Raw genomic sequence first — 26,629 nt, 5'->3', positions numbered from 1 at the left:
GCGCCGAAGCCCGCGCCGCGCCGCCGTGCGTACGGTCGCGCGTGAAGCCGGCCGAGGCGCCTTCCCGCGCGCGCGCCCGGCGTACGGCACGCGTATTTTCAACCGATCCGCATTGTGACTGCTGTGTCCCGTCAACTGACGCTCGATCTCGGCACGCCGCCGCCCGCCACGTTCGACAACTTCATCATGAGCGAGGAGAACGACGAGCTCGTCACGCGCCTGCAGAAGCTCGATCTCGCGCTCGCGGCCGGCCCCGTGCCGGACCGGTCGTTCTATATCTGGGGCGAGCCCGGCAGCGGCCGCACCCACCTGCTGCAGGCGCTCGTGAGCGACGCGTCGTACGGCTATGCGCGCTACCTGAGCCCGCAGAGCCCGCTCGGCGCGTTCACGTTCGACCCGCGCATCGGCATCTACGCGATCGACGACTGCGACCGGATGAGCGACACGCAGCAGGTCGCGCTGTTCAACCTGTTCAACGAAGTGCGCGCGCACCCGTCGAGCGCGTTCGTCGCCGCGGGCCCGGCGGCGCCGCTCGCGCTCGACGTGCGCGAGGATCTGCGCACGCGCCTCGGCTGGGGGCTCGTGTTCCACCTGTCGCCGCCGTCCGACGCCGGCAAGATCGCCGTGCTCAAGCTCGCGGCGAAGGAGCGCGGGATCGCGCTCACCGACGACATCGCCGCGTACCTGCTGACCCATTTCCGCCGCGACATGCCGAGCCTGATGGCCTTGCTCGACGCGCTCGACCGCTTCTCGCTCGAGCAGAAACGCGCGGTCACGCTGCCGCTGCTGCGCCGGATGCTCGCGCGTCCCGGCGACGACATCACACCACCGGGCACGGGCCCGAACCGCTTCGAGTAAAATGCGCTTCCATGACTAATCTGGCACTCTTTGACCTCGATCACACGCTGATCCCCACCGATAGCGACCACGAATGGGGTCGCTTCATGGTGAAGCTCGGCATCGTCGACGCGGAAAGCTTCTCGCGTCAGAACGATCAGTTCTTCGCCGACTACAAGGCCGGCAAGCTCGACATCCACGCGTACCTGTGCGCGATGCTCACGCCGCTCGCGAAGTATTCGCGCGCGCAGCTGGCCGAATGGCACGAGCAGTACATGCACGAGGTGATCCGCCCCGCGATGACGCCCGCCGCGCTCGAACTCGTGCGCAAGCACGTCGATGCCGGCGACCTGTGCTGCGTCGTGACGGCCACCAACGAATTCATCACGCGTCCGATCGCGACCGCGTTCGGCGTCGACACGCTGATCGCGTGCGAGGTCGAAACGACCGACGGGCATCCCGACTCGCCGTACACGGGCCGGCCGACCGGCACGCCGAGCTATCGCGAAGGCAAGATCGTGCGCACCGAAGCATGGCTCGCATCGCTCGGCAAGCACTGGGACGACTTCGAACATAGCTACTTCTACAGCGACTCGCACAACGACATCCCGCTGCTCGAGAAAGTCACCGACCCGATCGCGACCAACCCTGACGACACGCTGCGCGCGCATGCAAGCAACCGCGGCTGGCGTATCCTCGATCTCTTCTGAACGTCGTGATCAAAAAATTCATCCGCAAGCTGCTCGGCCAGGACGAAACCGAGCAAACGCCTCCCGCCGCGGCCCCGGCCGACGAAGCGGCCCCAGCCGCCCCGCGCGCCCCGAAGGGCGCCCGCGGCGGCGCGAAGAAACCGCGCAGCAACCATGAGCCGACCGTCGTGCCGGCCAGCGTGCACGGCATCAACCCGGCGCTGATCTCGAAGAACGCGGTGCGCGTGACCGACACGCTGCAGCAGGCGGGCTTTCGTGCATTCATCGTCGGCGGCGCGGTGCGCGACCTGCTGCTCGGCATCGCGCCGAAGGACTTCGACGTCGCGACCGACGCGACGCCGACCGAGGTGCAGCGCCTGTTCCGCCGCGCGCGCCTGATCGGCCGCCGCTTCCAGATCGTGCACGTGCAGTTCGGCCAGGAGCTGATCGAGGTGTCGACGTTCCGCGCGCTGGTCGACGCGCCGCCCGAGGCGGCCGCGGCTGCGGCCGAGCCGCCGAGGCGCCTGAAGCGCGACGAACTCGATCGCCGCACGCACGCGGTCGACGCGAGCGGCCGCGTACTGCGCGACAACGTGTGGGGTGAGCAGCACGAGGACGCCGCGCGCCGCGACTTCACGATCAACGCGATGTACTACGACCCGTCGACGCAGACGGTGCTCGACTACCACGACGGGATGGCCGACGTACGCGCCCGCCTGTTGCGGATGATCGGCGATCCGGCCACGCGCTTTCGCGAGGATCCGGTGCGGATGCTGCGCGTCGTGCGCTTCGCGGCGAAGCTCGATTTCGAGATCGAGCCGCATACGCGCGAGCCGATCCACGCGCTCGCCGACCTGATCAACAACGTGCCGGCCGCACGCCTGTTCGACGAAATGCTGAAGCTGCTGTTGTCGGGCCATGCCCTCGCGTGCCTGAAGAAGCTGCGCAAGGAAGGTCTGCATCACGGGCTGCTGCCGCTGCTCGACGTCGTGCTCGAACAGCCGCAGGGCGAGAAGTTCATCACGCTCGCGCTGAACAACACCGACGCGCGCGTGCGCGCCGGCAAGCCGGTGTCGCCGGGCTTCCTGTTCGCGACGCTGCTGTGGCACGACATGCGCCAGCGCTTCGAGCAATACACGGCCGAGGGCGAAATCCCGGTGCCGGCGCTGCATCGCGCGATGGACGACGTGCTCGACATGCAGACCGAGAAACTCGCGATCCACAAGCGCTACTCGGCCGACATGCGCGAGATCTGGGGCCTGCAACTGCGCCTCGAGAAACGCTCGGGCCGCAGCGCGATGCGGCTGCTGGAACACCAAAGGTTTAGAGCGGGGTATGATTTCCTCCTGTTACGCTGCGAATCCGGCGAGCTCGATGCGGAAGTCGGACAGTGGTGGACGGATTTCATCGAAGGCGACGCGGCCGCTCGCGAGGCATTGCTCGCGCAGGGCGGCTCGAAGGAAAAATCGCCCCGCAAGCGGCGCCGCCGCGGCGGTGCGCGAAACCGCAAGCCGGGTGAAGGTGCCGCCGAGCAGGCGCCGGATACCGCGGGCGGGTCCGACGACTGACGCGCCCGCCGGCGAACGACGTAGGAAGTGATGCCATGACGGTTGCATATATCGGACTGGGGGCGAATCTCGGCGATGCGCGCCAGACCTTGAAGGACGCGGTGGTGTGCCTCGCGCAGCAGCGCACCATCTCGATCCTCGGCAAATCGAGCCTGTATCGCACGGCGCCGTTCGAAGCGGGCGGCGACGACTACTACAACTGCGTCGTCAAGCTCGACACGACGCTGTCGGCCCGCGAACTGCTCGCGCTTTGCCAGAAGATCGAACATCACTTCGGCCGCGAGCGTCCGTATCGCAATGCGCCGCGCACGCTCGACCTCGACATCCTGTTGTTCGGCGCCGATTCGATCGACGAACCCGACCTGATCGTCCCCCACCCGCGCCTTACCGACCGCGCGTTCGCGCTCGTGCCGCTCGTCGAGATCGAGCCGGCGCTCGACATCCCCGCGCGCGGCCGTGCCGACGCCTTTCTCGCCGCCGTCGCCGATCAGCGCGTCGAAAAGGTGCAGACCTGCCAGTGCCCGATGCAGAAGGCGCTCGCGGCCGACGCAGACGCCGACAAGACCCGCTGCCGATGAACTCGACTCCGCTGACCGTCACCGCGCCCGACCTGCGCGCCCCGCACCGCTATCTCGTGATCGAAGGCCCGATCGGCGTCGGCAAGACGACGCTCGCGCGCCTGCTCGGCGAGCGCTGGTCGATGCAGGCGCTGCTCGAGCGCCCGCAGGACAACCCGTTCCTCGAACGCTTCTACCGCGATACCGCGCGCTACGCGCTGCCCGTCCAGTTGTCGTTCGCGCTGCAGCGCGCGCAGCAGGCACGCGAGCTGATCGGCGTGCTCGACACCGGCCGCCCGGTCATCGCCGATTTCATGCCGCAGAAGAACGACATCTTCGCGCGGCTGAACCTGCCGGAAGACGAATGGCAACTGTATCGCTCGGTCGCCACGCACGTCGACGTGCCGCAGGCGCCGTCGCCCGACCTCGTCGTCTATCTGCAGGCCAGCCCCGAAGTGCTGTTCTCGCGCATCCAGAAGCGCGGGCTACCGATGGAGCTGCAGATCAGCGATGCGTACCTGCGCTCGCTCGTCGACGCGTACAACGAATTCTTCTACCACTACGACCGCACGCCGGTGCTGACGGTCGCAGCCGAGCACCTGAACCCGCTGGATTCCCCCGAAGACCTTGCCCTGCTGATCGAGCGCATCGAGACGATGCGCGGCCGCAAGGAATTCTTCGTCAAGGGCGAGACGACGCGCTGACGCGTCATCGCCCGTCGTTCTTCCCCACCGACCCGGATTTCCCATGACCTATCTCCAGGAATCGAGCCGGCCTGCCGTGACGGTACCCAAGCTGCAGGCAATGCGCGACGCCGGCGAGAAGATCGCGATGCTGACCTGCTACGACGCGAGCTTTTCCGCGCTGCTCGATCGCGCCGGCACCGACGTGCTGCTGATCGGCGATTCGCTCGGCAACGTGCTGCAGGGCCACACGACCACGCTGCCCGTGTCGCCCGACGACATCGCGTACCACACCGCCTGTGTCGCGCGGGCTCAACCGCGCGCGCTGGTCGTCGCCGATCTGCCGTTCGGCACGTACGGAACGCCGGCCGACGCGTTCTCGAACGCGGTCAAGCTGATGCGCGCGGGCGCGCAGATGGTGAAGCTCGAAGGCGGCGAATGGCTCGCCGATACGATCCGCTTCCTCGTCGAACGCTCGGTGCCCGTGTGCGCGCACCTCGGCCTCACGCCGCAATCGGTGCATGCGTTCGGCGGCTTCAAGGTCCAGGGCAAGACGGAAGCCGGCGCCGCGCAACTGCTGCGCGACGCGCGCGCGATCGAGGACGCCGGCGCGCAGCTCGTCGTGCTCGAAGCCGTGCCGACGCTCGTCGCGGCCGAAGTCACGCACATGCTGAAGATTCCGACGATCGGCATCGGCGCGGGCGTCGACTGCTCGGGGCAGGTGCTCGTGCTGCACGACATGCTCGGCGTGTTCCCCGGCAAGCGGCCGCGTTTCGTGAAGGATTTCATGCAGGGGCAGCCGAACATTCAGGCGGCCGTCGAAGCGTACGTACGCGCCGTGAAGGACGGCACGTTCCCGGGCCCGGAGCATTCGTTCTGATTTCGGACGAGATGGCGGCTCGATGCGAAGGCAAAGGCCGCCACCTCCTCGACGACACCCGTCGTTCGATTTGGCAGCACTGCATTTTCAAACACGTCCTATATCCGTAGGCCTTCGTTGCGGAGACCATTGCGCTTCCATCATTCCATGGAGGCGAAATGTCCCACGTATACGAACGCGCAGCCGAATTGGCCGGCGAACCACTACAAGGCGATGGTGAGTGCGTTGCGCTCGTGAAGGTCCATACCAAAGTGGGCGCGACCTCGGGCTGGCGACCGGAAAAGACGGTAAAGGGCGATTCGACCATTCGTCCGGGCACGGTCATCGCGACCTTCGAAAGCGAACAATATCGAAACAGGTCGTACGGCAACCATGCGGCGTTCTATCTGAGTCAGGATTCGAAAGGCATCTACGTCATCGAACAATGGCGCAGTCTGTCGAAAATCCGGAAACGGCACATCCGGTTCCAGGGCAAGGACAGAAACGGTCGCTATATCGATCCGAGCAACAACGCCGATGCGTTCTCGGTGGTGCGATGACGATGGCACTCGCCTGTTTTCCAGCCAATGCGGCGCTCGCCGCGTTGCTGACAGCTAGTTGCATCTCGTCGGCGTACGCCACTTCGGCGCCTGTTCAGTGTCCGGCCCGCCTGGCGGTTTCACAGACGGTCAACGGTCCCGCGCCCGACGGCTGGCGCCCTTACGACTCACAGAAGGCACATCCGCTGATCGGTGTGTCGTTTTGGTCCGGGCCGCCCGATCAACTCGCCATGCTCGCCCCATCGAGCGGCGTCAAACGGCGCGATATGCTCGTCAACACGTGGCCACTCGCGGCAGCCGAAACCGATTACTGGGTGAGTTGCGAGTATTTCGACACGGCCGCGATCATTGCCCGTCCGCTGGGCACTGCCGCGCGAACCTGCACGGTCCGCTACGACGCGAAGCGGACGCCGCCAAGGATGATCGACTGGCACTGCGGCTGAGGATGCAGCGGAAGGCGAAGACAATGTCGACGCGCGCTCGAGAACATCGATCACGCGTCGTACACATCGCAATTCCATACGCGTCCCATATTCGCACGGCAATCAAGAGACGATGTATTCCATTCAAGGGCAAGGACAAAAATGGCCGTTACATCGATCCGAGCAACAATGCCGATGCATTTTCGGTGGTGAAATGATGATGTTCATCCGGCAAACGCCGTACCGGCTGCTCACCATTACCGCGTTCGCATTCAGTTCGCTCACCGTCTTACCCGTATCCGCCGCCATTGCAAATTGCCCCGCGCGCCTTGCCGTCACCCAGCAGCTCCACGGTCAACCACCCGATGGCTGGAAAAACTTCGACACGCAACGCACCTATCCGCTTGCCGGTGTCACCTTCTGGTCGGGGCCGCCGGACCGGATAATGTCATTGCTGCCCAATCGCTCGCGCACCGAGTCCAAAAGCGATGTTTATACCTGGTCGCTGGCCGAAGCCCGTGAAGACTACTGGTCTCGTGTGACTACGGCAATACGAGCGTCGTGATCGCACGGCCACTCGGCAAACATGCGCAAACTTGCGTCGCGCGCTATAAACGAGGGCACGCCATCGTACAAACCTGGCAATGTACGCCACGAAAATAATTCGTTCAGGCCGATGCGCAGTCGCGAATTAGCCGCGCCGTCATCGGCCCGCGTAACGCATTGCAGATCATCAATTCGTCAGCGTTCAGCACATCGTCGAGCGTCAGCGCGCGCTCCGTTGCGTTTAGTGCCGGATCGTCCAGCAGCACGCCGCGCATCACGCCCGGCAGCACGCCGGAAGCCAGCGGCGGCGTCACCCATTGCCCGTCGAGCTTCACGAACAGGTTCGAGCGCCCGCCTTCCGTCACCTCGCCGCGCTCGTTGACGAACAGCATGTCGAATCCGCCGAGTGCTTCGGCCGCCTGCCACGCGCGGTCGTATTCGGCACGGCGCGTGGTCTTGTGCAGCAGCAGCGCGTCGCTCGCGCAGGTCGGCGCAAAGCCGTGCTCGGACGCGAGCATCACGCTAACCGGCCCGGTGGGCAGCGCCTTCAGCGGTGCGGCCGTGATGTCGACCGCGCCGTCCTTCGCGAGCGCGAGCTTCATCCGGTATGGACTGTCACCGTCGAGCGCCGCGCAGCGTGCATCGATCTCGCGATGCAGCGTGTCGGCGTCGAAGCGGAAGCCGAACGCATCGGCACTGCGCTGCAGCCGCGCGAGATGGCGCTCGAGATACTGGATGCCGCCCGCGCGCGTCGCGGCGGTCGTTTCGAACAACTGGAAGCCGGGGTCGGCATCGGTCAGGAATCGCGCTTTCAATTCGCACTCCGCATATTCGTCGGCCGCGACGCTGTCGAGCACGATGCCCGCGCCGACGCCCATCGTGCCGCGCCGCCGGCCGGCCGCGGCGATGCCCGTGCCGTCCGCGTCATTATCGACGCCAGCCGCATCGAGCGTCAGCGTCCGGATCGCGACCGACAGGCAGAAATCGCCGCAGGACGCCGCACGGCCCGGCGACGCACCGGCCCCGTCAACCTGTCGCGCGGCGCCGTCGCTCGCCGACGGAACGTCTTGCGCGGCGTCCTCCACGGCGCCGTCTCGCGGCGCATCGAGCCACCCGATCGCGCCCGTATAGAGCCCGCGCGGCGTCGACTCGATCGCGTCGATCAATTCCATCGTCTTGTACTTCGGCGCACCGGTGATCGACCCGCACGGAAACAGCGCGCGCAGCATCTGCGCGAACGTCGTGCCGTCGCGCCAGCCGGCTTCGACCGTCGACGTCATCTGCCACACCGACGCATACGGCTCGACGGAGAACAGCGCCGGCACCTTGACGCTGCCCGTGCGTGCGATCCTCGACACGTCGTTGCGCAGCAGGTCGACGATCATCACGTTTTCCGCGCGGTTCTTCGGATCGCTCGCGAGGAACGCGGCGGCCGCCGCATCGTCGCGCGGATCGGCCGAACGCGGCGCGGTGCCCTTCATCGGCCGCGCGCGCAGCACGTCGCCCTGCTTCTCGACGAACAGCTCGGGCGAGCACGATACGACCCACGCGCCGCCGGGCAGCGCGATCAGCGCGCCGTACCGCACGGGCTGGCGCGCGCGCAGCCGCCGGTACAGCGCGAGCGGCGTGCCAAACACGTCGAAATTCAGCCGGTACGTGTAGTTGACCTGATACGAATCGCCTGCGCGCAGCGCGTCCTGCACCGCGCCGATCGCCGCGTCGAACGCGTCGCGCGACACGCTCTTCGCGACGTGCGCGACACCGGCGATCGACGGCGGGCCGCCGCCATCCTGCTGTGCGAGCCACGCGTCGACTTCGTCGCGCGACAGCCGCTCGCAGCGCGCATATAGCAAAAAGCGCAGCGGGGCATCGCCCGGCTGCGCCTTTTGCAGGTTGCGTCCGAATTCGTAATCGCCGACGACGACCGCATGCAGCCCGTCGCGCAGATCCCGCGCGAGCGCCGCATCGATGGCGTCGAGCTGCGCCGGGTCCGTGCACACGCGTTCGCGCACGAAGCCCGAATACAAACGACTCGACCGCGCGGACGCGGTCGAGTCGCAATCGTCCAAGAGCGCGAACGACGCGCTCTCGTTGCCTTCAGTCATGCCCGTTACTCGAAGAAGCTCTTCACCCGGTCGAACCAGCTCTTGCTCTGCGGGCTGTGACGCGCGCCGCCTTCGGCCAGCGACTTCTCGAACTGCTTGAGCAGGTCGCGCTGCTGGTCGGTCAGCTTCACGGGCGTCTCGACCTGCACGTGCACGTACAGATCGCCCGCGATGCTCGAACGCAGCCCCTTGATGCCCTTGCCGCGCAGGCGGAACGTCTTGCCCGACTGCGTGCCTTCCGGCACCGGGAACGACGCACGGCCGGCCAGCGTCGGCACCTCGATCTCGCCGCCGAGTGCGGCGGTCGTGAACGGAATCGGCATCTGGCAATGGAGATCGTCGCCGTCGCGCTCGAACACCGAGTGCGGCTTGATGTGGATCTCGACGTACAGGTCGCCCGGCGGCCCGCCGTTGATGCCCGGTTCGCCGTTGCCGGCCGAGCGGATCCGCATCCCGTCGTCGATCCCGGCCGGAATCTTCACTTCGAGCGTCTTGGTTTCCTTCACCTTGCCCGACCCGTGGCAATGCGCGCACGGCTCGGGGATGTAGGTGCCGGTGCCATGACACTTCGGGCAGGTCTGCTGGATGCTGAAGAAGCCCTGCGACATGCGCACCGTGCCCTGGCCGTGACAGGTCGGGCAGGTTTCCGGCTTCGTGCCGGGCTTCGCACCCGAACCGTGGCACACTTCGCACGACACCCAGCTCGGCACGCGGATCTGCGTGTCGTAGCCGTGCGCGGCCTGCTCGAGCGTGATTTCCATGCTGTAGCGCAGGTCGGCGCCGCGATACACCTGCGGGCCGCCGCGGCCGCCGCGCGCGGCGCCGCCCGCGGCCTGGCCGAAGATGTCGCCGAAGATGTCGCCGAACGCATCCGCGAAGCCGCCGAAGCCCTGCGCGCCCGCACCGCCCATGTTCGGATCGACGCCCGCGTGGCCGTACTGGTCGTACGCGGCCCGCTTCTGGCCATCCGACAGCATTTCATAGGCTTCCTTCGCCTCCTTGAAATGCTCTTCCGCATCCTTGCTGTCCGGATTGCGGTCAGGGTGATACTTCATCGCAAGCTTGCGATATGCCTTCTTGATTTCGTCGTCGCTCGCATTCTTCGCGACGCCCAGAACCTCGTAGTAATCCCGTTTCGCCATATCGATTCACTGTGCCGCCACGCATCGCGCACGCGGCGGCTCCTTTCGCCCGCAGTAAAGTCTCTCGACTCGTCTGGCGCTGCACCGTCCGCGGACGGCTCGCGCAGCACCCGCCAAAAAACAAATGTGCCCGGAGGGCCGCAAGGCCCGCCAGGCGTGGAGTCGATCCGGCCATCCGGAAGGAAAGACAGACCGCTTTTCAGCCGCTGGTCAGTCGCGCCGCGCGCGTTTTCGCGCGCGCGGCATGCGGTGCCATTGCAACCTGGCTTAGTCCTTCTTCACTTCCTTGAACTCGGCGTCGACGACGTCGTCGGCAGCCTGTTGCGCACCGCCCGCGTGGGCCGCGCCTTCCGCCGCACCGGCCGCGCCGGCCGCACCTGCCTGCTGGGCCTGCATGTCGGCGTACATCTTCTCGCCGAGCTTCTGCGAGACCTTGCCGAGCTCCTCGACCTTCGCGTCGATCGCGGCCTTGTCGGCCGACGTGTCCTTCAGCACGTCCTCGAGCGACTTCAGCGCCGCTTCGATCGCTTCCTTCTCGCCCGCGTCCAGCTTGTCGCCGTACTCGGTCAGCGCCTTCTTCGTGCTGTGGACCAGCGCGTCGCCCTGGTTGCGCGAATCGGCCAGCTCGCGCAGCTTGTGGTCTTCCGCTGCGTTCGCTTCCGCGTCCTTGATCATCTGATCGATTTCAGCCTCGGACAGGCCCGAGTTCGCCTTGATCGTGATCTTGTTTTCCTTGCCGGTCGCCTTGTCCTTCGCGCCGACGTGCAGGATGCCGTTCGCGTCGATGTCGAAGGTCACTTCGATCTGCGGCACGCCGCGCGGGGCCGGCGGAATGCCTTCGAGGTTGAACTCGCCGAGCAGCTTGTTGCCCGCCGCCATTTCGCGTTCGCCCTGGAACACCTTGATCGTCACGGCCGACTGGTTGTCGTCCGCCGTCGAATACACCTGGGCGTGCTTCGTCGGGATCGTCGTGTTCTTGTTGATCATCTTCGTCATCACGCCGCCGAGCGTCTCGATACCGAGCGACAGCGGGGTCACGTCGAGCAGCAGCACGTCCTTGCGGTCGCCCGACAGCACCTGGCCCTGGATCGCCGCGCCAACCGCGACGGCTTCGTCCGGGTTCACGTCACGGCGCGGGTCCTTGCCGAAGAACTCCTTCACCTTCTCCTGCACCTTCGGCATGCGGGTCTGGCCGCCGACCAGGATCACGTCGTCGATGTCCGACACCTTGACGCCTGCGTCCTTGATCGCGATGCGGCACGGTTCGATCGTGCGCTCGACGAGGTCTTCCACCAGCGCTTCCAGCTTCGCGCGGGTGATCTTCAGGTTCAAGTGCTTCGGGCCCGACGCGTCCGCCGTGATGTACGGCAGGTTGATTTCGGTCTGCTGGCTCGACGACAGCTCGATCTTCGCCTTTTCGGCGGCTTCCTTGAGGCGCTGCAGCGCGAGCACGTCCTTCGACAGGTCGACGCCCTGCTCCTTCTTGAACTCGCCGATGATGTAATCGATGATGCGCTGGTCGAAGTCTTCGCCGCCGAGGAACGTGTCGCCGTTGGTCGACAGCACTTCGAACTGCATTTCGCCGTCGACGTCCGCGATCTCGATGATCGACACGTCGAACGTGCCGCCGCCGAGGTCATACACGGCGATCTTGCGGTCGCCCTTCTCGGCCTTGTCGAGGCCGAACGCGAGCGCGGCCGCGGTCGGCTCGTTGATGATCCGCTTGACTTCGAGGCCCGCGATGCGGCCGGCGTCCTTGGTCGCCTGGCGCTGGCTGTCGTTGAAGTACGCCGGCACCGTGATCACGGCTTCCGTGACCGGCTCGCCGAGGTAGTCTTCGGCCGTCTTCTTCATCTTGCGCAGCACTTCGGCCGACACCTGCGGCGGCGCGAGCTTTTCGCCGTGCGCTTCGACCCATGCGTCGCCGTTGTCGGCCTTGATGATCGCATACGGCATCAGGCCGATGTCCTTCTGGACTTCCTTCTCTTCGAAGCGGCGGCCGATCAGGCGCTTCACCGCGAACAGCGTGTTCTTCGGGTTGGTCACCGACTGGCGCTTGGCCGGCGCGCCGACGAGCACTTCGTTGTCGTCCATGTACGCGATGATCGACGGCGTGGTGCGAGCGCCTTCCGAGTTCTCGATGACCTTGACCTGGTTGCCTTCCATGATGGCGACGCACGAGTTCGTGGTGCCGAGGTCAATACCGATGATCTTTCCCATTTTTTCCTAATCTCCAGAAATGCTTGTTTGCTGCGCGAAACGCCGCGTTTTTGGGCGGTTTCGCACGCCAGAATTCAACTCTGTTCCCGAAATGCGTCCGCCCGATCCGTTTTCAAGACCCGGCGTGCGATGCGGATATTAAATTTTTTCAATCGCCGCCGGCCAGCGGATCGCGCGGGCCGGTGCCCTCGCGGGACGGCGCACCGGCCGCCGCGGCACCGGCCGCCGCGCCGATCTTCTCGCGTGCCGCCGCAACCGCTGCCTGGAACTGCGCGAGACCATGCCAGCCCGTCGCGCGGCCCAACCGCTTGCCGCGGTGGAAGAAGAACCACGTCGGCACGCCGTGCAGCCCGAAGCGGCGCCCCAGCTGATGGTGCTCGTACACGTTGCAATGGAACCACTTCAGGCCCAGCGCGCGGATCGCGTCGGGCTGGGCGAGCATCGCCTTCTTCGCGATCTCGCAGTTGAAGCAGTCGACGCCCCAGAAGAACACCACGGCCAGCGCGTCGCCCGCGCCGTCGACGGCCGCGTCGAACGTGCCGGCGTCGAGCGCCTGCATGTCGAACGCGTCGAACGCGGCCCGATCGACGCCGGCGGGCACCATGTCGGCCGCCTTACTTCGGCTGCGCGACGGTGACGAGCGCCGGGCGCAGCACGCGGTCGGCGATCATGTAGCCCTTTTGCAGCACCGTGACGACGGTGTTCGGCTCCTGCTCGGCCGGCACCATCGAAATGGCCTGGTGCTGGTGCGGATCGAACTTCTCGCCGACCGGATTGATCGCGACGACGCGGCCCTTCTCGAGCGCGCTCGTCAACTGGCGCAGCGTGAGCTCGACGCCCTCGCGCACCTTCGCGATGTCGCCGGAGGTATCGTTGACGGCCGCTTCCAGGCTGTCCAGCACGGGCAGCAGGTGCTCCGCGAAGCTCTCGATCGCGAACTTGTGCGCCTTCGACACGTCGTCCTGCGCGCGGCGGCGCACGTTCTCGGTTTCGGCCTTCGCCCGCAGGAAGCTTTCCTGGAGCTCGGCGACCTTGGCTTGAGCCTCCGCGAGCGCCGCGTCGGCGGCTTCGGCGGCGGGTGCGGCGCCTTGCTCCGCCTGCTTCTCGCTGCCGATGTCTTCGGCCGATTGGGTAGCCGGGTTCTCTTGCGTGTTTTCCATGTCGCTGAAAGTCGATTAGAGGTTGAAGCCAAATCGGCAACCGCCGGACGTATACCCGGCGGCACCGCACATTACTGGTGCAAATAAGGGCGAAAACTGCGGTTTCAAGAGGGTTATTCGCCGGCATTCTCCAATGCCGCGAAACAACCGCGCGTCTGCCGGGGCAGGCACCGCATCGTCCGCCGCCTCGGGCGAAACGGCCTGTAACAACGCTTACCCGGCAAGTACTAGCTGCACACAGGCCGGCTGCACTACACTCCACTCAAGCGTCGGAAAAGCGCGTTTACCCTAGCTGACCGCCGCGTGACCTTCCACCTGGCGCCGTTTTCACCCTTGTTCTCGAGGGGAGTACCGTGAAACTGACCTTTGCGATATCGGTGGTCGCGCTGGTACTCATTGCCGGCACCACCACCATCTGCCTGTCGGGGGCCGTCACCGACCGCACGACCGAATACGGAAGCGCGCGGGCGACGTTCGACCAGATGTTCAGCTCCCACCAGAAAATCTGTCGATGATGCGCCGGTCGCGCTTCGTCGGCCGGCCGTGCAGCTCGGCCGCCGGCTCGCGATACGTCCGGCGCCGCTCCAGTTCGGCGAGCCGCGCGGCTCGCCCCGCAGCCGTTTCCTCGTAGAGCGTCTGCGCGACGCTCGCGGGCCCGCGCACGTCGCACACGCCCAGCACGGCAATGTGCCAGACGATGCCGTCGATCGCAATCTCGACCTCGTCGCCCACCCGTACGTCCTTCGCCGGCTTGACCGCCGCGCCGCCGATCTTCACGTGCCCCTTGTCGACCGCATCGGTCGCGAGCGAGCGCGTCTTGAAGAATCGGGCTGCCCACAGCCATTTGTCGATGCGCAGCTTCGCGCCCGGCTCCGTGGAAATCCTGTAGTTCATGCAAGCCTCCGCCGGGCCGCCGTGTGAAGGCTGACCGCCGCCCCGGGGAACGGCGAACAACGCGCGCGTGGGAATCGTTTCATCTCAATTGACCGGTTCGGGCTGCGCGGCCTTGACGGGCCAGCCCTGCAGATTTTCCGCGACGATCTCGCCGAGCGCGCCGATCCATGCGGAGGCACCGTTCAGGCACGGAATGCGGTGAAAGGTCTTGCCGCCGCCGGCGAGAAACTCGTCGCGCACTTCCATGCCGATTTCCTCGATCGTCTCGAGGCAATCGGCCGTGAAGCCGGGACAGAACACGTCGGCCCGCCGCACGCCGGCCTCGCCGAATTCGCGCAGGGTCGGCGCGGTATACGGCTGGAGCCATTCGGCCTTGCCGAAGCGCGACTGGAACGTGACGCGGCATTCGGTGGCCGACAGCCCGAGCGCGGCCATCAGCAACGCACCCGTCTGCTGGCACTGGTCGTGATAGGGATCGCCGAGGTCGAGCGTGCGCTTCGGCACGCCGTGGAAACTCAGCACCAGCTTGTCGCCGGCCGCGAAATCGGGCCGGCCGTGCTGCGCCCAGTACTGGCGCACCTGCTCGGCCAGCGCGTGGATATAGGCCGGATGGTCGGCGTAGTGCCGCACCGTGCGCACTTCCGGCTGATTGCGCATGCGCGCGAGCGCGCCGAACGCGGCATCGAACGCGGTGGCGGTGGTCGACGCCGAGTATTGCGGATACATCGGCATCAGCAGCACGCGCTCGACGCCCGCGCGCTTGAACTGCGCGAGCGCGAGCGCAATGTTCGGACTGCCGTAGCGCATCGCGTAGTCGACCATCACGTGATAGCCGTTCGACGCGAGCAGGTGCCGCACGCTGTCGGTCTGGCGCTCGGTGTAGACACGCAGCGGCGAGCCTTCGGGCATCCAGACGGCCGCGTATTTCTTCGCGGACGCGCGGCCGCGCAGCGGCAGGATCAGCGTGCGCAGCAGCACCTGCCAGACGGCCTGCGGAATTTCGACGACCCGCGGATCCGACAGGAATTCGGCCAGGTAGCGCCGCACCGCGCGCGGGGTGGGCGCGTCGGGCGTGCCGAGATTGATCAGCAGCACACCGATGCGATGGGCAGCCGCGACGCTCGATGGCGGCTCAAGATCGAAACGCATGGGCAGGAACGTGCTCGGGGCACGCAGTCGGACGGCCCTCAATTATAGCGGGCCGTGGCGCTCGGGTCGGCTGGCCGTTCGGCCGACTGGCGGCGCGCGCGACGCCGCGGCACGATGGCGGGACGGCGTCGGGGCGGCGGCTACTGCTGGCTCAGCGTGAGCGACAGCAGGCGCGCGGTGATGTCGACGATCGGTATCACGCGGTTGTACGCCATGCGGGTCGGGCCGATCACGCCGAGCGTGCCGACGATCTTGCCGTTCACCTCGTAAGGCGCGGTCACGACGCTCATTTCCTCGATCGGCACGAGCGTCGATTCGCCGCCGATGAAGATCTGCACGCCCTGGGCGTGGCTCGACACGTCGAGCAGTTGCAGGAGGCCCGTCTTTTGGTCGAATACGTCGAACAGCTTGCGCAGCCGCGCCATGTCGGACGACAGGTCCGCCACCTCGAGCAGGTTGCGCTCGCCGGAAATCAGCACGGTGTCCTCGGTGTCGGGCACCTCGGTACTGGCCGTCACGGCCGCGTGCATCAGCGTCGTCATGTCGCCGCGCAACTGGTCGATCTCGTCGCGCAGGCGGCGGCGCACCTCGTCGAACGACAGGCCGGCGAAATGCGCGTTGATGTAGTTGGACGCCTCGGTCAGTTGCGACGGCGAATAGTCGCGCGGCGTCGCGAGCATGCGGTTCTGCACGTCGCCCTCGGGCGTGACGATGATCAGCAGGATGCGCTTGTCGGACAGGCGCATGAATTCGATCTGCTTGAACACGTGGCTGCGACGCGGCGTCAGCACGACGCCCGCGAACTGCGACAGGTTCGACAGCACGCTCGCGGCGGCCGCCACCACCCGCTGCTGCGGCTCGCCGGCCTGCAGCGTGTTCTGCACCTGACGCGCGACGGCCTCCGCGTCGATCGGCGCCTCGACCGTCAGCATCGTGTCGACGAACAGCCGGTAGCCGCGCGGCGTCGGCACGCGGCCGGCCGACGTGTGCGGGCTCGACACGAGGCCGAGCTCCTCCAGGTCGGACATCACGTTGCGGATCGTCGCCGGGCTCAGCTCGAGCCCGGAGTAACGGGACAACGTGCGCGATCCGACTGGCTGACCGTCGGCGATATACCGTTCGATCAGGGTTTTCAGGAGGGTTCGTGCGCGAGGATCTAGCATGGTGGAAAATTTTAGCGCAACCGCGCAAGCACGGCGAGTGGCGTCGGCCACCATTGCGCGGGCCGGCCCGATCCGGCCCCGTCGGCGCACGGGCGGTTCTTTTCGTCAACGAGCTATGGTGTAATGCCGGCATGAAAACCGGTAATCAGTTCAACACTGTCGCGCTCGTCGGCCGGAGCAACACGCCCGGCATCGCCGAGCCGCTCGCCACGCTGGCGGACAGCATTGCCACGCTCGGCTTCGAGGTCGTGTTCGAAGGCGATACCGCGCGGGAAATCGGCATCGCCGGCTACCCGGCGCTCACCCCGGCCGAAATCGGGGCACGAGCGGACGTGGCAATCGTGCTCGGCGGCGACGGCACGATGCTCGGCATCGGCCGCCAGCTTGCGCCGTACCGGACACCGCTGATCGGGATCAACCACGGGCGGCTCGGCTTCATCACCGACATCGCGGCCTCCGACATGCAGGCGCTCGTGCCCGTGATGCTGGCCGGCAAGTTCGAGCGCGAGGAGCGCTCGCTGCTCGAGGCGCGGATCGTACGCGACGGCGAACCGATCTACCACGCGCTCGCGTTCAACGACGTCGTCGTGAACCGCAGCGGCTTCTCCGGGATGGTCGAGCTGCGTGCGTCGGTCGACGGCCGCTACATGTACAACCAGCGCTCGGACGGCCTGATCGTCGCGACGCCCACCGGCTCGACCGCGTATGCGCTGTCGTCGGCCGGCCCGATCCTCCATCCGCAGCTGGCGGGCATCGTGCTCGTGCCGATCGCGCCGCACGCGCTGTCGAACCGGCCGATCGTGCTGCCCGACGATTCGAAGATCGCGATCCAGATCGTCGGCGGCCGCGACGTCAACGTGAACTTCGACATGCAGTCGTTCACGTCGCTCGAGCTGAACGACACGATCGAGGTGCGCCGCTCGAAGCACACGGTGCCGTTCCTGCACCCGATCGGCTACAGCTACTACACGACGCTGCGCAAGAAGCTGCACTGGAACGAACACGCATCGAACGAAGACGACAAGGCGTCCTGACGCCGCTCCGCCCGACACCATGCTCCGCCACCTCTCGATCCGCGACTTCGTCATCGTCGCCGCGCTCGATCTCGAATTCGACAGCGGCTTTTCCGTCTTTTCAGGCGAAACCGGCGCCGGCAAGTCGATCCTGATCGACGCCCTCGCCCTCGCGCTCGGCGAACGCGCCGACGCGAGCATCGTGCGCACCGGCTGCGGCCGCGCCGACATCACGGCCGAGTTCACGCCGCACGACCGTGTCGCGCGCTGGCTCGACGACCACGCGTTCGACGCCGAGGACACCGTGATGCTGCGCCGCGTGATCGACGCGAACGGCCGGTCGCGTGCGTTCATCAACGGCACCAGCGCCACGCTCGCCCAACTGCGCGAACTCGGCGAGATGCTCGTCGACATCCACGGCCAGCACGCGCACCAGTTGCTGATGCGGCCCGACGCGCAGCGCGAGCTGTTCGACACGCACGCGGGGCTCGTCGCCGATGCCGCGAACGTCGCGCGCGCGTGGCGCGTGTGGCGCGACGCGACGCAGGCGATCGACGCCGCGAAGGCGCACGAGCGCGAATTGCAGCTCGAGCGCGAAAAGCTCGCGTGGCAGCTCGCCGAACTCGACAAGCTCGCGCCGCAAGCCGGCGAATGGGACGAAGTCAGCAACGAACACAAGCGCCTGTCGCATTCGGCGAACCTGATCGAAGGCGTGCGCGGCGCGCTCAACGTGCTGTCCGAGTCCGACGACGCGATGCTCGCGCAGCTCGGCGCGATCGTGTCGAAGCTGCGCAGCCTGGCCGACTACGACACCGCGCTCGGCGATGCGCTGGCATCGCTGGAGCCGGCCGAGATCCAGTTGCAGGAAGCCGTGTATTCGCTGTCGCACTATGCCCAGCGCGTCGATCTCGACCCGGAGCGGCTCGCGCAGGTCGAAACGCGGCTCGACGCGCTGCACTCGACCGCGCGCAAGTTCCGGCTACCGCCCGACACGCTGCACGAGGAGCATGCGGCGCGCCGCGCGCAACTCGCCGCGCTCGACGCCGCCGCCGATCTCGGCGCGCTCGAAGCCGCGCAGGCCAAGGCGCGGGAAGCCTATCTCGCCGATGCGAAACGCCTGTCGAAGGCGCGCGCGCAGGCCGCGAAGGCGCTCGGCACGGCCGTCACGGCCGGCATGCAGGAACTGTCGATGGCAGGCGGCAGCTTCGAAGTCGCGCTCGTGCCGCTCGCCGACGGCGGCCCGCACGGGCTGGAACAGGTCGAATTCCGCGTGGCCGGGCACCCGGGCGTGCCGCTGCGCCCGCTCGCGAAGGTCGCGTCGGGCGGCGAGCTCGCACGGATCAGCCTCGCGCTCGCGGTCATCGCCAGCGCCGCGAGCCCGACGCCGACGCTGATCTTCGACGAAGTCGATACGGGAATCGGCGGCGGCGTCGCCGAAGTGGTCGGCCGCCTGCTGCACCAGCTCGGGCGCGACCGCCAGGTGCTGTGCGTGACGCACCTGCCGCAGGTCGCCGCGCGCGGCGACCATCATTTCCAGGTGGCGAAGGGCGCCGACGAGCGCGGCGGCACGGTATCGACCGTTGTCGCGCTCGACCGCGCCAGCCGTATCGAGGAAGTCGCGCGGATGCTCGGCGGGCTCGAAATCACGGCAACGACGCGCAAGCACGCGAAGGAAATGCTGGCGGCCTGACGCCGGCACCACGTTGGCCCGAATGCGGGAAGACCGGCGCATGCGCCGGTCTTTTGTTACGGCAGGCCAGCCGGTCGATCGCGGCCGGCCCGCGCCGCCGATCGTACGCCCGATTCGAACGGGCGACTCAAACGCCCGGTTCGACCGCCCCGAACACGCGCGCCCACAGCGCCGTCACGGCCGCCCGCTCGTCGGCCACCAGGGCCGGATCGACGCGCGCCTTCTCCATCCCGTCGAGCCGCAGCTTGTGCTGCAGCTTGCGGTACTTGCGATACGCCGCGCCGACGCGCTCGGCCTCGTCCGCACCCATCAGCCCGAAGCGCGCGACCTCGCGCAGCAGCGCGATATTGCCGGTATTGCGGATCAGCTCGGCGTCGCTCGACGCGTGCAGCAGCACCCAGTACTGGACGATGAACTCGATGTCGACCATCCCGCCGCGATCGTGCTTCAGGTCGAACAGCCCGGTCTGGTTCGGGTGGCCGGCAAACACCTTCCCGCGCATGTCGACGATCTCCTTCGCGAGGATCGCCCCGTCGCGCGGCGTCGTCAGCACCTGCTGGCGGATCGCCTCGAAAGCCGCGCCGATCCGCGCGTCGCCAGCGCTGTAGCGGGCGCGCGTCAGCGCCTGGTGCTCCCACACCCACGCGGTGTTCGCGGCGTCGCCCTCGCGCAGTTGATAGCGGCGGAATGCGTCGAGATCGGTGACGAGCAACCCGGCCTCGCCGTTCGGCCGCAGCCGCAGGTCGATGTCGAACAGTGCGCCCGCGCCGGTCGCCGTCGTGAGCCACGTGATCAGGCGCCGCGTGAAGGTCGTGTAGACGTCCGCCGAACGCTCGTCCGGATCGTCGTACAGGAAGATCAGATCGAGATCGGACGCATAGCCGAGCTCCTTGCCGCCCAGCTTGCCGTACGCGATCACCGCGAACATCGGCACGTCGCGATGGCGCTTCGCGAGCTGCGACCAGACGACTTCGATCGTCACGTCGAGCACCGCGTCGGCCAGCTCGGACAGCCGGTCGCTCACGTGCTCGACCGACAGTTGCCCGGCCAGGTCGATCAGCAGGATCCGGAACACCTCCGCGTGCTGCGCATGGCGCAGCAGGTCCATCTGCTGCTCGGGGCCGTCGGCCGCGGCGAGCCGCGCGCGCAGCGCCTCCTTGAACGCGGGCCAGTCGAACGGGCTCGCGATCGCCTCGTCGTCGAGCAGCTCGTCGAGCAGCTGCGGGTGGCGGATCAGGTAGCCGCCGCCCCAGCGCGTCGCGCCGAGCACCGACAGCACGCGGTCGAGCGCGGCCGGGTATTCGGTCAGCAGCGCGAGATAGACGCCGCGCCGGCTGACCGTCTCCAGCAGGTCGAACAGGCGCACGATCGTCTCGTCGCGGCGCGCGGCGTCGATCGTCGGCGCGGCGTCGAGCGCGCGCTGCGCGACGCTGTCGAAGCGCTGCCGGCTCTTTTCCGGCAGCCCGGTATAGCGCGACGATTGCCAGATCGCGCGCAGCCGCGCGAGCACGGCGGCCGGATCGGCGAAGCCCAGGCCGTCGAGGCGCGCGACCAGCGCGTCGTCCTCGCCGTCGTCGGCCAGCGCGCCGCTCCAGATCCACGCGGCGGCCGTGTCGTCGCCGGCCGTGCAAGGGCCGCCGCCCTTCACCTTGTCCGCGAAGATCTGGTCGAACTGCGCCTCGACGAAGTTCCGGTGCTCGTCCAGCACCGTCATCAGCGCCGCGTAGTCGGCAAACCCGAGCGACGCGGCCAGCGCCGCGCGCTCGTCGGGCTCGACCGGCATCGCGTGCGTCTGCGCGTCGTTGCGGTATTGCAGCCGGTGCTCGAGCGTGCGCAGGAAACGGTAGGCGTCGGTCAGGCGCGCGCATACGTCGTCGCCGATCAGCCCGCGCGCCTGCGCATGCCGCAGCACCGCGAGCGTCGGCCGCACGCGGAACTCCGCATCCTGGCCGCCGCGGATCAACTGGAACACCTGCGCGCTGAACTCGATCTCGCGGATCCCGCCGCGCCCGAGCTTGATGTCGTCGGCCTTGTCGGGCCGCATCGACGCCCGCCGCGCGGCTTCGTGCCGGATCTGCTGGTGCAGCGAACGGATCGCGCCGATCACGCCGAAATCGAGATAGCGACGGTACACGAACGGCTTGACGATCGACTCGAGCTGCGCCGCGAGCCGCCGCGCCGCGTCGCTGTCGCCTTCCGACACGAGCCGCCCCTTGATCCACGCATAGCGCTCCCACTCGCGCCCCTGCACGTAGAAATATTCCTCGAGCATGCCGATACTGCAGACGAGCGGCCCCGAATCGCCGTTCGGGCGCAGCCGCATGTCGACGCGAAACACGTAGCCGTCGGCCGTGACCTCGGACAGCACGCCGATCAGGCGCCGGCCGAGCCGCGTGAAGTATTCCTGCGTGGACAGCGGCGAACGCGTACCGCCCGTCGTCTCGCCGTCGTCCTCGTAGACGAAGATCAGGTCGATGTCCGACGACACGTTCAGCTCGCGGCCGCCGAGCTTGCCCATCCCGACCACGCCGAGCACGACGCGCTGGCCGTCGGCGCCGCGCGGCTCGCCGTACAGCGCCTCGAGTTCGGCCGACAGCAGCGCGAGCGAACGCTGCACGGCCACTTCGGCGAGATCGGTCATCGCGCCCGTCACTTCGGCGACGTCCGCCAGCCCGCGCAGGTCGCGCTCCGCGACCGCGCCGAACGCCTCGGCCCGCAGTTGCCGCAGCGCGCGCTTCAGTTGCTCCTCGCCCGGCGCGGACGTGCCGGCCGGCGTCGCGAGCAGCTCGGTGAGGCGCGCGTCGAGCCGCGCGCGGCCGAGCGGCGCGGCCGCCCACGCGGCGATCTGCGCGGCCAGCGCGGGCCGGGCGGCCGCCGCGCGGGCAAGGTATCGGGAATAGGACGTGCTGAGCAGGGCGGAAGCGTCGGTCATCGAAAAGCGGGCCTGGCGGAAAGACCGGCGGGCAGCGGGCCGGCGTGTGCGCGCCCCGCTGCCGACCGGCCCGAATGGACTCGGCGCGGCCGCGCCGGACGCGCGTGCGCCCGTCGCGACGCCGCGCGCCGGAAAGCCCGTGCCGTACGGCCCCCAACGGCCGCCGACACGAACCCGTGTGATACATTTCAACGTCAGTCTGCAAAACTACCATATCGCCGCCCGTCCGCCGCATGTCCGACCGTCAGGAATCCGCCGTAGCTGCGCCCGAAGCGGGACCTCCGAAGCACGATCACCCGGTCCTGCGTCGCGTGTTCAGGGTGACGCTGGCAGTCGGGATCGGCACCTACTTCGTCGCGTCCGGCGCGTTCCTCGGGCTGCGCTACGTGCTGCTGCCGCGCATCGACGAATACCGCCCGCGCATCGAGCGTGCCGTATCCGACAAGCTCCACGCGCAGCTTTCGATCGGCAAGCTTTCCCCGAACTGGTCCGGCATGCAGCCGGGCGTCGAGCTCACGAACCTGACGATCCGCGGCCGCGACGGCAAGGTCGCGCTGTCGGTGCCGCACGCGACGGCCGCGCTGTCGTGGATGTCGCTGCTGCGGCTGTCGCCCGCGCTGTCGAGCCTGATCGTCGACCAGCCCGACCTCGTCGTCGCGCGTGCGGCCGACGGCTCGCTGAGCGTCGCGGGCGTCGGCGTGGCCACCACCCACGGCGGCAACGACACGTTCGGCACGTGGCTGCTGAAACAGGAGGCGATCGTGCTGCGCGGCGGCACGCTGCGCTGGCGCGACGCGCAGCACGATGCACCGGAGCTCGTGCTGTCGGGCATCCGGCTCGCGGTGCTCAACGACGGCCGCGTGCACAAGGCCGCGCTGCAGGCGCCCGCGAACGGCACGCTGCTGCTCGGCCCGCTCGATTTCCGCGCGCGCTTCAGGCACAAGCCGCTCGCGCCGATCGGCAAGCCGTCGAACTGGACCGGCGACGCGTACCTGTCGACCGGCCCGGTCGACCTGCAGACGCTCGCGCGCTACCTCGACATGCCGCTCACGATCCACGCGGGCCGGATCGACAACGCAATCTGGGCGACCTTCGGCGACGGCCACCTGCGCTCGGCGGGCGGCGATCTGCAAGGCGCCGACGTCGCGCTGCGCGTGCGCCCGACGCAGCCGCGGCTCGACGTGCCGACGGTCCGCTTCGGCTGGGACATGGCGCTCGATGCGGGCCAGGACTACACGCTGCACCTGACGCGCTTCAATGCGGAGCTCGGCCAGCCGCCGCTGCCGGACGGCACGCCGCTCGCCCGCTCGCTCGCGCTGTCGACGCTGACGGCACGCTACCGCGTGCCGACCGCGACCCAGGGACAACTGCTCAGCGTGGTCGGCGACCGCGTCGATCTCGGTATCCTCAGCGAATTCATCCGCGGGCTGCCGCTGCCGGCGCGCCTGCGCAACGAGCTGATCAAGATCGACCCGCGCGGGATGGTGTCGAACTATCACATCGAGGTCGAGCGCGCGAAACCCGCGCACGCCGATCTCGCCGACGAGGACGGGCGCATGGGCGCCGCGCCGATCGTCCGCTACCGCTTCCTCGGCGATCTGCAAGGCATCAGCTTCGCGGCGCAGGAGCCGCCGCCCGGGCTCTCGCCGCGCGGCCACCCGCGCGCCGGCTGGCCGGGCGTCGAGAATCTGTGGGGCCGCGTCGATGCGAACGAGACCGGCGGCTCCGCGCATATCGACACGGTCAACGCGGCGGTCACCGTGCCCGGCGAATTCGACGAGCCGCGGCTGACGTTCGACCGGCTGCGCGGCAACGCCAAATGGACGATCACGCCCGCGCCCGGCGACAGGCACGCGCGCGTCGACGTGTCGCTGCCCGATCTGCTCGTGTCGAACCCCGATGCCGAAATCGCGGTGTCCGGCTCGTACACGAACCCCGGCCACGGCCGCGGCTCGCTCGACCTGCGCGCCGATTTCGCGCGCGCGTCGGTCGCGCGCATTCCGCGCTACCTGCCGACCGGGATGTCCGAGCACCTGCGCGACTATCTCGGCCATGCGCTGCAGGACGGCAAGGTGACCAAGGGCGCGTCGATCGTCGCACGCGGCCCGCTCGAGAAATTCCCGTTCGAACACGAGCCGGACGCCGGCGTGTTCCACATCGTCGCGCCGTTCACCGGCGGCCGCTTCGAGCCGACGCCGTACCCGCCGCGCAAGCTCGCGAACGGCACGCCGAGCGTCTGGCCGGCGCTTGACGGGATCGACGGCGTGTTCGAACTCGCGCAGAACAAGCTGCGGTTCGACATCGAGCGCGCGCGCTACAAGCGCGTCACGCTGACGAAGGTCGCGGGCCGCATCGACGATCTCGGCAATCCGTCGCACTCGCCGCTGATCATCGACGGCCATGCGCAGGGCCCGCTCGCCGACCTGATCGACTACGCGGACAACAGCTCGCTCGGCACGATGAGCGGCCACATCGGCCAGCGGATCGATGCGCAGGGGCCCGCGTCGCTCGCGCTCAAGATCACGATTCCGCAGCACGTCCCCCATCCGCACACGCACGTCGAAGGCGCGCTCGCGTTCGGCGGAAACACGCTGTCGACGAGCGGCGTGCCGCCGCTGTCGGCCCTGCGCGGCAGCGTCCGCTTCACCGAGGCGGGCGCGTCGCTGCACGGCCTGTCGGGGCGCTTCCTCGGCGGCCCGGTGCGCGCGAACGGCACGTTCCGGTCGCACGGCCCGTACGCGGTGGACGTCGACGGCCGGCTCGCGCTCGACGCCGCGCGCGGCCTGAACCTGCACGGCGCGGCCGCCGCGCTGCTCGAACACGTGGTCGGCGACGCACCGTACCAGGTCGCCGTGCGCGGCGCGCCGGGCCGCCTGCCCGACGTCAGCGCGCAATCCGACCTGACGGGCGTCGCGCTGAACTTCCCGGCGCCGTTCGCGAAACCGGCCGGCACGCCGATGCCGTTCCGCTTCACGCTCCAGCCGGCGCCGCAGGCGGACGGCAAACGCCTCGAACACGCCGACCTCACGCTCGGCCCGGTGTCCGCGACCTACCTGCTCGACGCGACGCGCGGCCAGCCGCTGCGCGCGGTGCGCGGCGCGATGGGCATCCACCGGATGCCCGACATGCCGCAGGACGGCGTGAGCGCGGCCGTCGACGTCGCCGAGCTGGACGCCGACGCGTGGCTCGCGCTCGCCCACACGCTGCGGCCCGACACGCCGCGCGCGCCCGCGCCGCCGGCCGCGCCGCGCGTCGATTTCGCGAGCTTCGCGCCGAAGCGCTTCGCGTTCCATTTCGGCACGCTGAAGCTGCTCAAGCGCAACTGGGAGAACGTGATCGTCGGCGCGTCGCACGTCGACGACCTCTGGCAGGCGAACATCGCGTCGAACCAGGTGTCGGGCTACCTGTCGTGGGCGCCGGGCGGCGGCCACAACGGCGCGGGCGTGCTCAACGCGCGGCTCGCGAAGCTCGTCGTGCCGCAGAGTGCGCAGCACGACCTGGTCGGCCGCGCGATGAACCTGCCGACGCCGACCGACCGCCCGATGCCGTCGATCGACCTGATCGTCGACCAGGTCGTCGCGCGCGATCACGACATCGGCCGGCTCGTCGTGAACGCGCGCAACATCGACGAAGACGGCACGCCCGTGTGGCAGCTCGACAAGCTCGAACTGTCGAACCCGGCCGCGAAGCTCACGGCCACCGGCAACTGGCGCACGTCGCGCCGCGCGCTGGCCCGCGGCGCCGACGAAAACGACGCGCCGCGCCGCACCGTGTTCGACTTCAAGCTCGACATCGACAACGCGGGCGCGCTGCTCGACCGCGTCGGCCTGCCGCGCACGCTCGCGGACGGTCACGGCTCGGTCACGGGCAAGGTCGGCTGGCGCGGCGGCCCGACCGCGCTGGACTTCCCGTCGCTCGGCGGCCAGGTCGCGGTCGACCTCGAACACGGGAAGATCCTGAAGGTCGACCCGGGCGCGGCGAAACTGCTCGGCGTGCTGAGCCTGCAGAGCCTCGCGCGCTTCCTGACGCTGAACTTCCGCGACGTGGTCGGCAAGGGGCTGCCGTTCGACAAGATCACCGGCACCGGCCGGATTTCGAACGGGATCGCGCGCACCGACGATTTCTCGATGATGACGGGCCCGGCGAACGTCACCGTGCGCGGCGCCGTCGACCTCGGCACCGAAACGCAGGACCTGCATGCGCACGTCGCGCCGAAGATCAGCGCGGGCGCGGCCGCGATCGGTGCAGCCATCATCAACCCGCTGCTCGGCGTCGGCGTGCTGGCCGCGAACTACGCGCTGTCCGAAACGCTGTCGCACGCGTTCGCGCTCGACTACGCGATCACCGGCTCGTGGGCGCACCCGCACATCGAGCGGGTGCGGAGCGATCAGGGTAAGATGAATCACGGTCCGGCCGATGCATCGAGCCATTGAGCGCATA

22 protein-coding genes and 1 pseudogene are annotated in these 26,629 nt (G+C 68.2%); 14 read left to right on the top strand and 9 right to left on the bottom strand.

The window, feature by feature from the left end:
* Nucleotides 1-123 precede the first annotated feature (123 nt).
* From hda to WS64_RS34120, 10 genes and pseudogenes are all read left to right on the top strand, one after another.
* The gene (hda, locus tag WS64_RS02115) at nucleotides 124-858 is read left to right on the top strand and encodes a DnaA regulatory inactivator Hda (protein ID WP_059574276.1); all 735 of its coding nucleotides are present in this window, start codon (nucleotides 124-126) and stop codon (nucleotides 856-858) included.
* A gap of 11 nt (nucleotides 859-869) precedes the next feature.
* On the top strand, nucleotides 870-1,547 hold the full coding sequence (locus WS64_RS02110; protein ID WP_011656045.1) for a histidinol-phosphatase: 678 nt from the start codon (nucleotides 870-872) through the stop codon (nucleotides 1,545-1,547).
* 5 nt (nucleotides 1,548-1,552) lie between these two features.
* A complete protein-coding gene (gene pcnB, locus WS64_RS02105; protein ID WP_060965610.1) occupies nucleotides 1,553-3,094 on the top strand; it encodes a polynucleotide adenylyltransferase PcnB in 1,542 nt (513 codons plus the stop codon).
* A 35-nt stretch (nucleotides 3,095-3,129) separates the two neighbouring features.
* The gene (folK, locus tag WS64_RS02100; RefSeq protein ID WP_059574279.1) at nucleotides 3,130-3,672 is read left to right on the top strand and encodes a 2-amino-4-hydroxy-6-hydroxymethyldihydropteridine diphosphokinase; all 543 of its coding nucleotides are present in this window, start codon (nucleotides 3,130-3,132) and stop codon (nucleotides 3,670-3,672) included.
* A complete protein-coding gene (locus WS64_RS02095; protein ID WP_060965609.1) occupies nucleotides 3,669-4,355 on the top strand; it encodes a deoxynucleoside kinase in 687 nt (228 codons plus the stop codon). The genes folK and WS64_RS02095 overlap by 4 nt, the downstream gene beginning before the upstream one ends.
* Nucleotides 4,356-4,398: 43 nt before the next feature.
* Nucleotides 4,399-5,214 carry a 3-methyl-2-oxobutanoate hydroxymethyltransferase gene (gene panB / locus WS64_RS02090; protein ID WP_060965608.1) on the top strand — a complete coding sequence of 272 codons (816 nt, stop codon included), beginning with the start codon at nucleotides 4,399-4,401 and terminating at the stop codon, nucleotides 5,212-5,214.
* A gap of 158 nt (nucleotides 5,215-5,372) precedes the next feature.
* A complete protein-coding gene (locus tag WS64_RS02085) occupies nucleotides 5,373-5,753 on the top strand; it encodes a BPSL0067 family protein (RefSeq protein WP_059642133.1) in 381 nt (126 codons plus the stop codon).
* Nucleotides 5,750-6,196, top strand: coding sequence for an STY0301 family protein (locus WS64_RS34130; protein WP_155720382.1), 447 nt, complete (start codon nucleotides 5,750-5,752; stop codon nucleotides 6,194-6,196). Before WS64_RS02085 ends, WS64_RS34130 begins: the two co-directional genes overlap by 4 nt.
* Before the next feature lie 2 nt (nucleotides 6,197-6,198).
* The gene (locus WS64_RS35130; protein WP_347876622.1) at nucleotides 6,199-6,393 is read left to right on the top strand and encodes a BPSL0067 family protein; all 195 of its coding nucleotides are present in this window, start codon (nucleotides 6,199-6,201) and stop codon (nucleotides 6,391-6,393) included.
* A pseudogene (locus WS64_RS34120) lies at nucleotides 6,309-6,838 on the top strand (STY0301 family protein). The gene WS64_RS35130 and the pseudogene WS64_RS34120 overlap by 85 nt, the downstream one beginning before the upstream one ends.
* Nucleotides 6,839-6,843: 5 nt before the next feature.
* Here WS64_RS34120 and WS64_RS02075 read toward each other — a convergent pair.
* From WS64_RS02075 to grpE, 5 genes are all read right to left on the bottom strand, one after another.
* Nucleotides 6,844-8,826, bottom strand: a complete 1,983-nt coding sequence (locus tag WS64_RS02075; RefSeq protein ID WP_060965607.1) for a chorismate-binding protein — start codon at nucleotides 8,824-8,826, stop codon at nucleotides 6,844-6,846.
* 5 nt (nucleotides 8,827-8,831) lie between these two features.
* On the bottom strand, nucleotides 8,832-9,968 hold the full coding sequence (gene dnaJ, locus WS64_RS02070) for a molecular chaperone DnaJ (RefSeq protein WP_006476837.1): 1,137 nt from the start codon (nucleotides 9,966-9,968) through the stop codon (nucleotides 8,832-8,834).
* A 267-nt stretch (nucleotides 9,969-10,235) separates the two neighbouring features.
* Nucleotides 10,236-12,188 (bottom strand): molecular chaperone DnaK, encoded by a 1,953-nt coding sequence (dnaK, locus tag WS64_RS02065; protein ID WP_059574284.1) that lies wholly within the window; start codon nucleotides 12,186-12,188, stop codon nucleotides 10,236-10,238.
* 148 nt (nucleotides 12,189-12,336) lie between these two features.
* The gene (locus WS64_RS02060) at nucleotides 12,337-12,792 is read right to left on the bottom strand and encodes a thioredoxin family protein (protein ID WP_060965606.1); all 456 of its coding nucleotides are present in this window, start codon (nucleotides 12,790-12,792) and stop codon (nucleotides 12,337-12,339) included.
* Nucleotides 12,793-12,802: 10 nt separating this feature from the next.
* Nucleotides 12,803-13,348, bottom strand: coding sequence for a nucleotide exchange factor GrpE (gene grpE, locus WS64_RS02055; protein WP_059574286.1), 546 nt, complete (start codon nucleotides 13,346-13,348; stop codon nucleotides 12,803-12,805).
* Nucleotides 13,349-13,701: 353 nt separating this feature from the next.
* On the opposite strand from grpE, the gene WS64_RS34815 reads away from it, so the two are divergent.
* The gene (locus WS64_RS34815) at nucleotides 13,702-13,863 is read left to right on the top strand and encodes a hypothetical protein (protein ID WP_006476841.1); all 162 of its coding nucleotides are present in this window, start codon (nucleotides 13,702-13,704) and stop codon (nucleotides 13,861-13,863) included.
* Here WS64_RS34815 and WS64_RS02050 read toward each other — a convergent pair.
* The 3 genes from WS64_RS02050 to hrcA all read right to left on the bottom strand — a co-directional run bounded on the left by WS64_RS02050 (nucleotide 13,835) and on the right by hrcA (nucleotide 16,554).
* Nucleotides 13,835-14,242: an RNA-binding S4 domain-containing protein gene (locus tag WS64_RS02050; protein ID WP_059574287.1), complete on the bottom strand. Its 408-nt coding sequence runs from the start codon at nucleotides 14,240-14,242 to the stop codon at nucleotides 13,835-13,837. The genes WS64_RS34815 and WS64_RS02050 overlap by 29 nt on opposite strands.
* 84 nt (nucleotides 14,243-14,326) lie before the next feature.
* Nucleotides 14,327-15,391 carry a ferrochelatase gene (gene hemH, locus WS64_RS02045; protein ID WP_060965605.1) on the bottom strand — a complete coding sequence of 355 codons (1,065 nt, stop codon included), beginning with the start codon at nucleotides 15,389-15,391 and terminating at the stop codon, nucleotides 14,327-14,329.
* Between the two features lie 140 nt (nucleotides 15,392-15,531).
* On the bottom strand, nucleotides 15,532-16,554 hold the full coding sequence (gene hrcA, locus WS64_RS02040) for a heat-inducible transcriptional repressor HrcA (RefSeq protein ID WP_059451324.1): 1,023 nt from the start codon (nucleotides 16,552-16,554) through the stop codon (nucleotides 15,532-15,534).
* A gap of 131 nt (nucleotides 16,555-16,685) precedes the next feature.
* Here hrcA and WS64_RS02035 point away from each other — a divergent pair, with 131 nt between their 5' ends.
* Together WS64_RS02035 and recN are read left to right on the top strand one after the other, a co-directional pair.
* Complete coding sequence (locus WS64_RS02035) at nucleotides 16,686-17,588, top strand: NAD kinase (protein ID WP_006492558.1); 903 nt, start codon at nucleotides 16,686-16,688, stop codon at nucleotides 17,586-17,588.
* A gap of 19 nt (nucleotides 17,589-17,607) precedes the next feature.
* Nucleotides 17,608-19,257: a DNA repair protein RecN gene (recN, locus tag WS64_RS02030; RefSeq protein WP_060965604.1), complete on the top strand. Its 1,650-nt coding sequence runs from the start codon at nucleotides 17,608-17,610 to the stop codon at nucleotides 19,255-19,257.
* A gap of 127 nt (nucleotides 19,258-19,384) precedes the next feature.
* Here recN and glnE read toward each other — a convergent pair whose 3' ends face one another.
* Nucleotides 19,385-22,189: a bifunctional [glutamate--ammonia ligase]-adenylyl-L-tyrosine phosphorylase/[glutamate--ammonia-ligase] adenylyltransferase gene (gene glnE, locus WS64_RS02025; RefSeq protein WP_060965603.1), complete on the bottom strand. Its 2,805-nt coding sequence runs from the start codon at nucleotides 22,187-22,189 to the stop codon at nucleotides 19,385-19,387.
* Between the two features lie 233 nt (nucleotides 22,190-22,422).
* On the opposite strand from glnE, the gene WS64_RS02020 reads away from it, so the two are divergent.
* Nucleotides 22,423-26,622 carry a YhdP family protein gene (locus WS64_RS02020; protein WP_060965602.1) on the top strand — a complete coding sequence of 1,400 codons (4,200 nt, stop codon included), beginning with the start codon at nucleotides 22,423-22,425 and terminating at the stop codon, nucleotides 26,620-26,622.
* The last annotated feature ends 7 nt before the right edge of the window (nucleotides 26,623-26,629 follow it).

Source organism: Burkholderia anthina, assembly GCF_001547525.1.
Classification (GTDB): domain Bacteria; phylum Pseudomonadota; class Gammaproteobacteria; order Burkholderiales; family Burkholderiaceae; genus Burkholderia; species Burkholderia semiarida.
This window is presented reverse-complemented; position numbering and strand designations above follow the sequence as displayed.

Coding starts and splice junctions, on each gene's coding strand:
- WS64_RS02110 (WP_011656045.1), top strand. CDS start 870: ATGACTAATCTGGCACTCTTTGACCTCGATCACACGCTGATCCCCACC.
- folK (WP_059574279.1), top strand. CDS start 3,130: ATGACGGTTGCATATATCGGACTGGGGGCGAATCTCGGCGATGCGCGC.
- WS64_RS02095 (WP_060965609.1), top strand. CDS start 3,669: ATGAACTCGACTCCGCTGACCGTCACCGCGCCCGACCTGCGCGCCCCG.
- panB (WP_060965608.1), top strand. CDS start 4,399: ATGACCTATCTCCAGGAATCGAGCCGGCCTGCCGTGACGGTACCCAAG.
- WS64_RS02085 (WP_059642133.1), top strand. CDS start 5,373: ATGTCCCACGTATACGAACGCGCAGCCGAATTGGCCGGCGAACCACTA.
- WS64_RS34130 (WP_155720382.1), top strand. CDS start 5,750: ATGACGATGGCACTCGCCTGTTTTCCAGCCAATGCGGCGCTCGCCGCG.
- WS64_RS35130 (WP_347876622.1), top strand. CDS start 6,199: ATGCAGCGGAAGGCGAAGACAATGTCGACGCGCGCTCGAGAACATCGA.
- WS64_RS02075 (WP_060965607.1), bottom strand. CDS start 8,826: ATGACTGAAGGCAACGAGAGCGCGTCGTTCGCGCTCTTGGACGATTGC.
- dnaJ (WP_006476837.1), bottom strand. CDS start 9,968: ATGGCGAAACGGGATTACTACGAGGTTCTGGGCGTCGCGAAGAATGCG.
- dnaK (WP_059574284.1), bottom strand. CDS start 12,188: ATGGGAAAGATCATCGGTATTGACCTCGGCACCACGAACTCGTGCGTC.
- WS64_RS02060 (WP_060965606.1), bottom strand. CDS start 12,792: ATGGTGCCCGCCGGCGTCGATCGGGCCGCGTTCGACGCGTTCGACATG.
- grpE (WP_059574286.1), bottom strand. CDS start 13,348: ATGGAAAACACGCAAGAGAACCCGGCTACCCAATCGGCCGAAGACATC.
- WS64_RS02050 (WP_059574287.1), bottom strand. CDS start 14,242: ATGAACTACAGGATTTCCACGGAGCCGGGCGCGAAGCTGCGCATCGAC.
- hemH (WP_060965605.1), bottom strand. CDS start 15,391: ATGCGTTTCGATCTTGAGCCGCCATCGAGCGTCGCGGCTGCCCATCGC.
- hrcA (WP_059451324.1), bottom strand. CDS start 16,554: ATGCTAGATCCTCGCGCACGAACCCTCCTGAAAACCCTGATCGAACGG.
- WS64_RS02035 (WP_006492558.1), top strand. CDS start 16,686: ATGAAAACCGGTAATCAGTTCAACACTGTCGCGCTCGTCGGCCGGAGC.
- recN (WP_060965604.1), top strand. CDS start 17,608: ATGCTCCGCCACCTCTCGATCCGCGACTTCGTCATCGTCGCCGCGCTC.
- glnE (WP_060965603.1), bottom strand. CDS start 22,189: ATGACCGACGCTTCCGCCCTGCTCAGCACGTCCTATTCCCGATACCTT.
- WS64_RS02020 (WP_060965602.1), top strand. CDS start 22,423: ATGTCCGACCGTCAGGAATCCGCCGTAGCTGCGCCCGAAGCGGGACCT.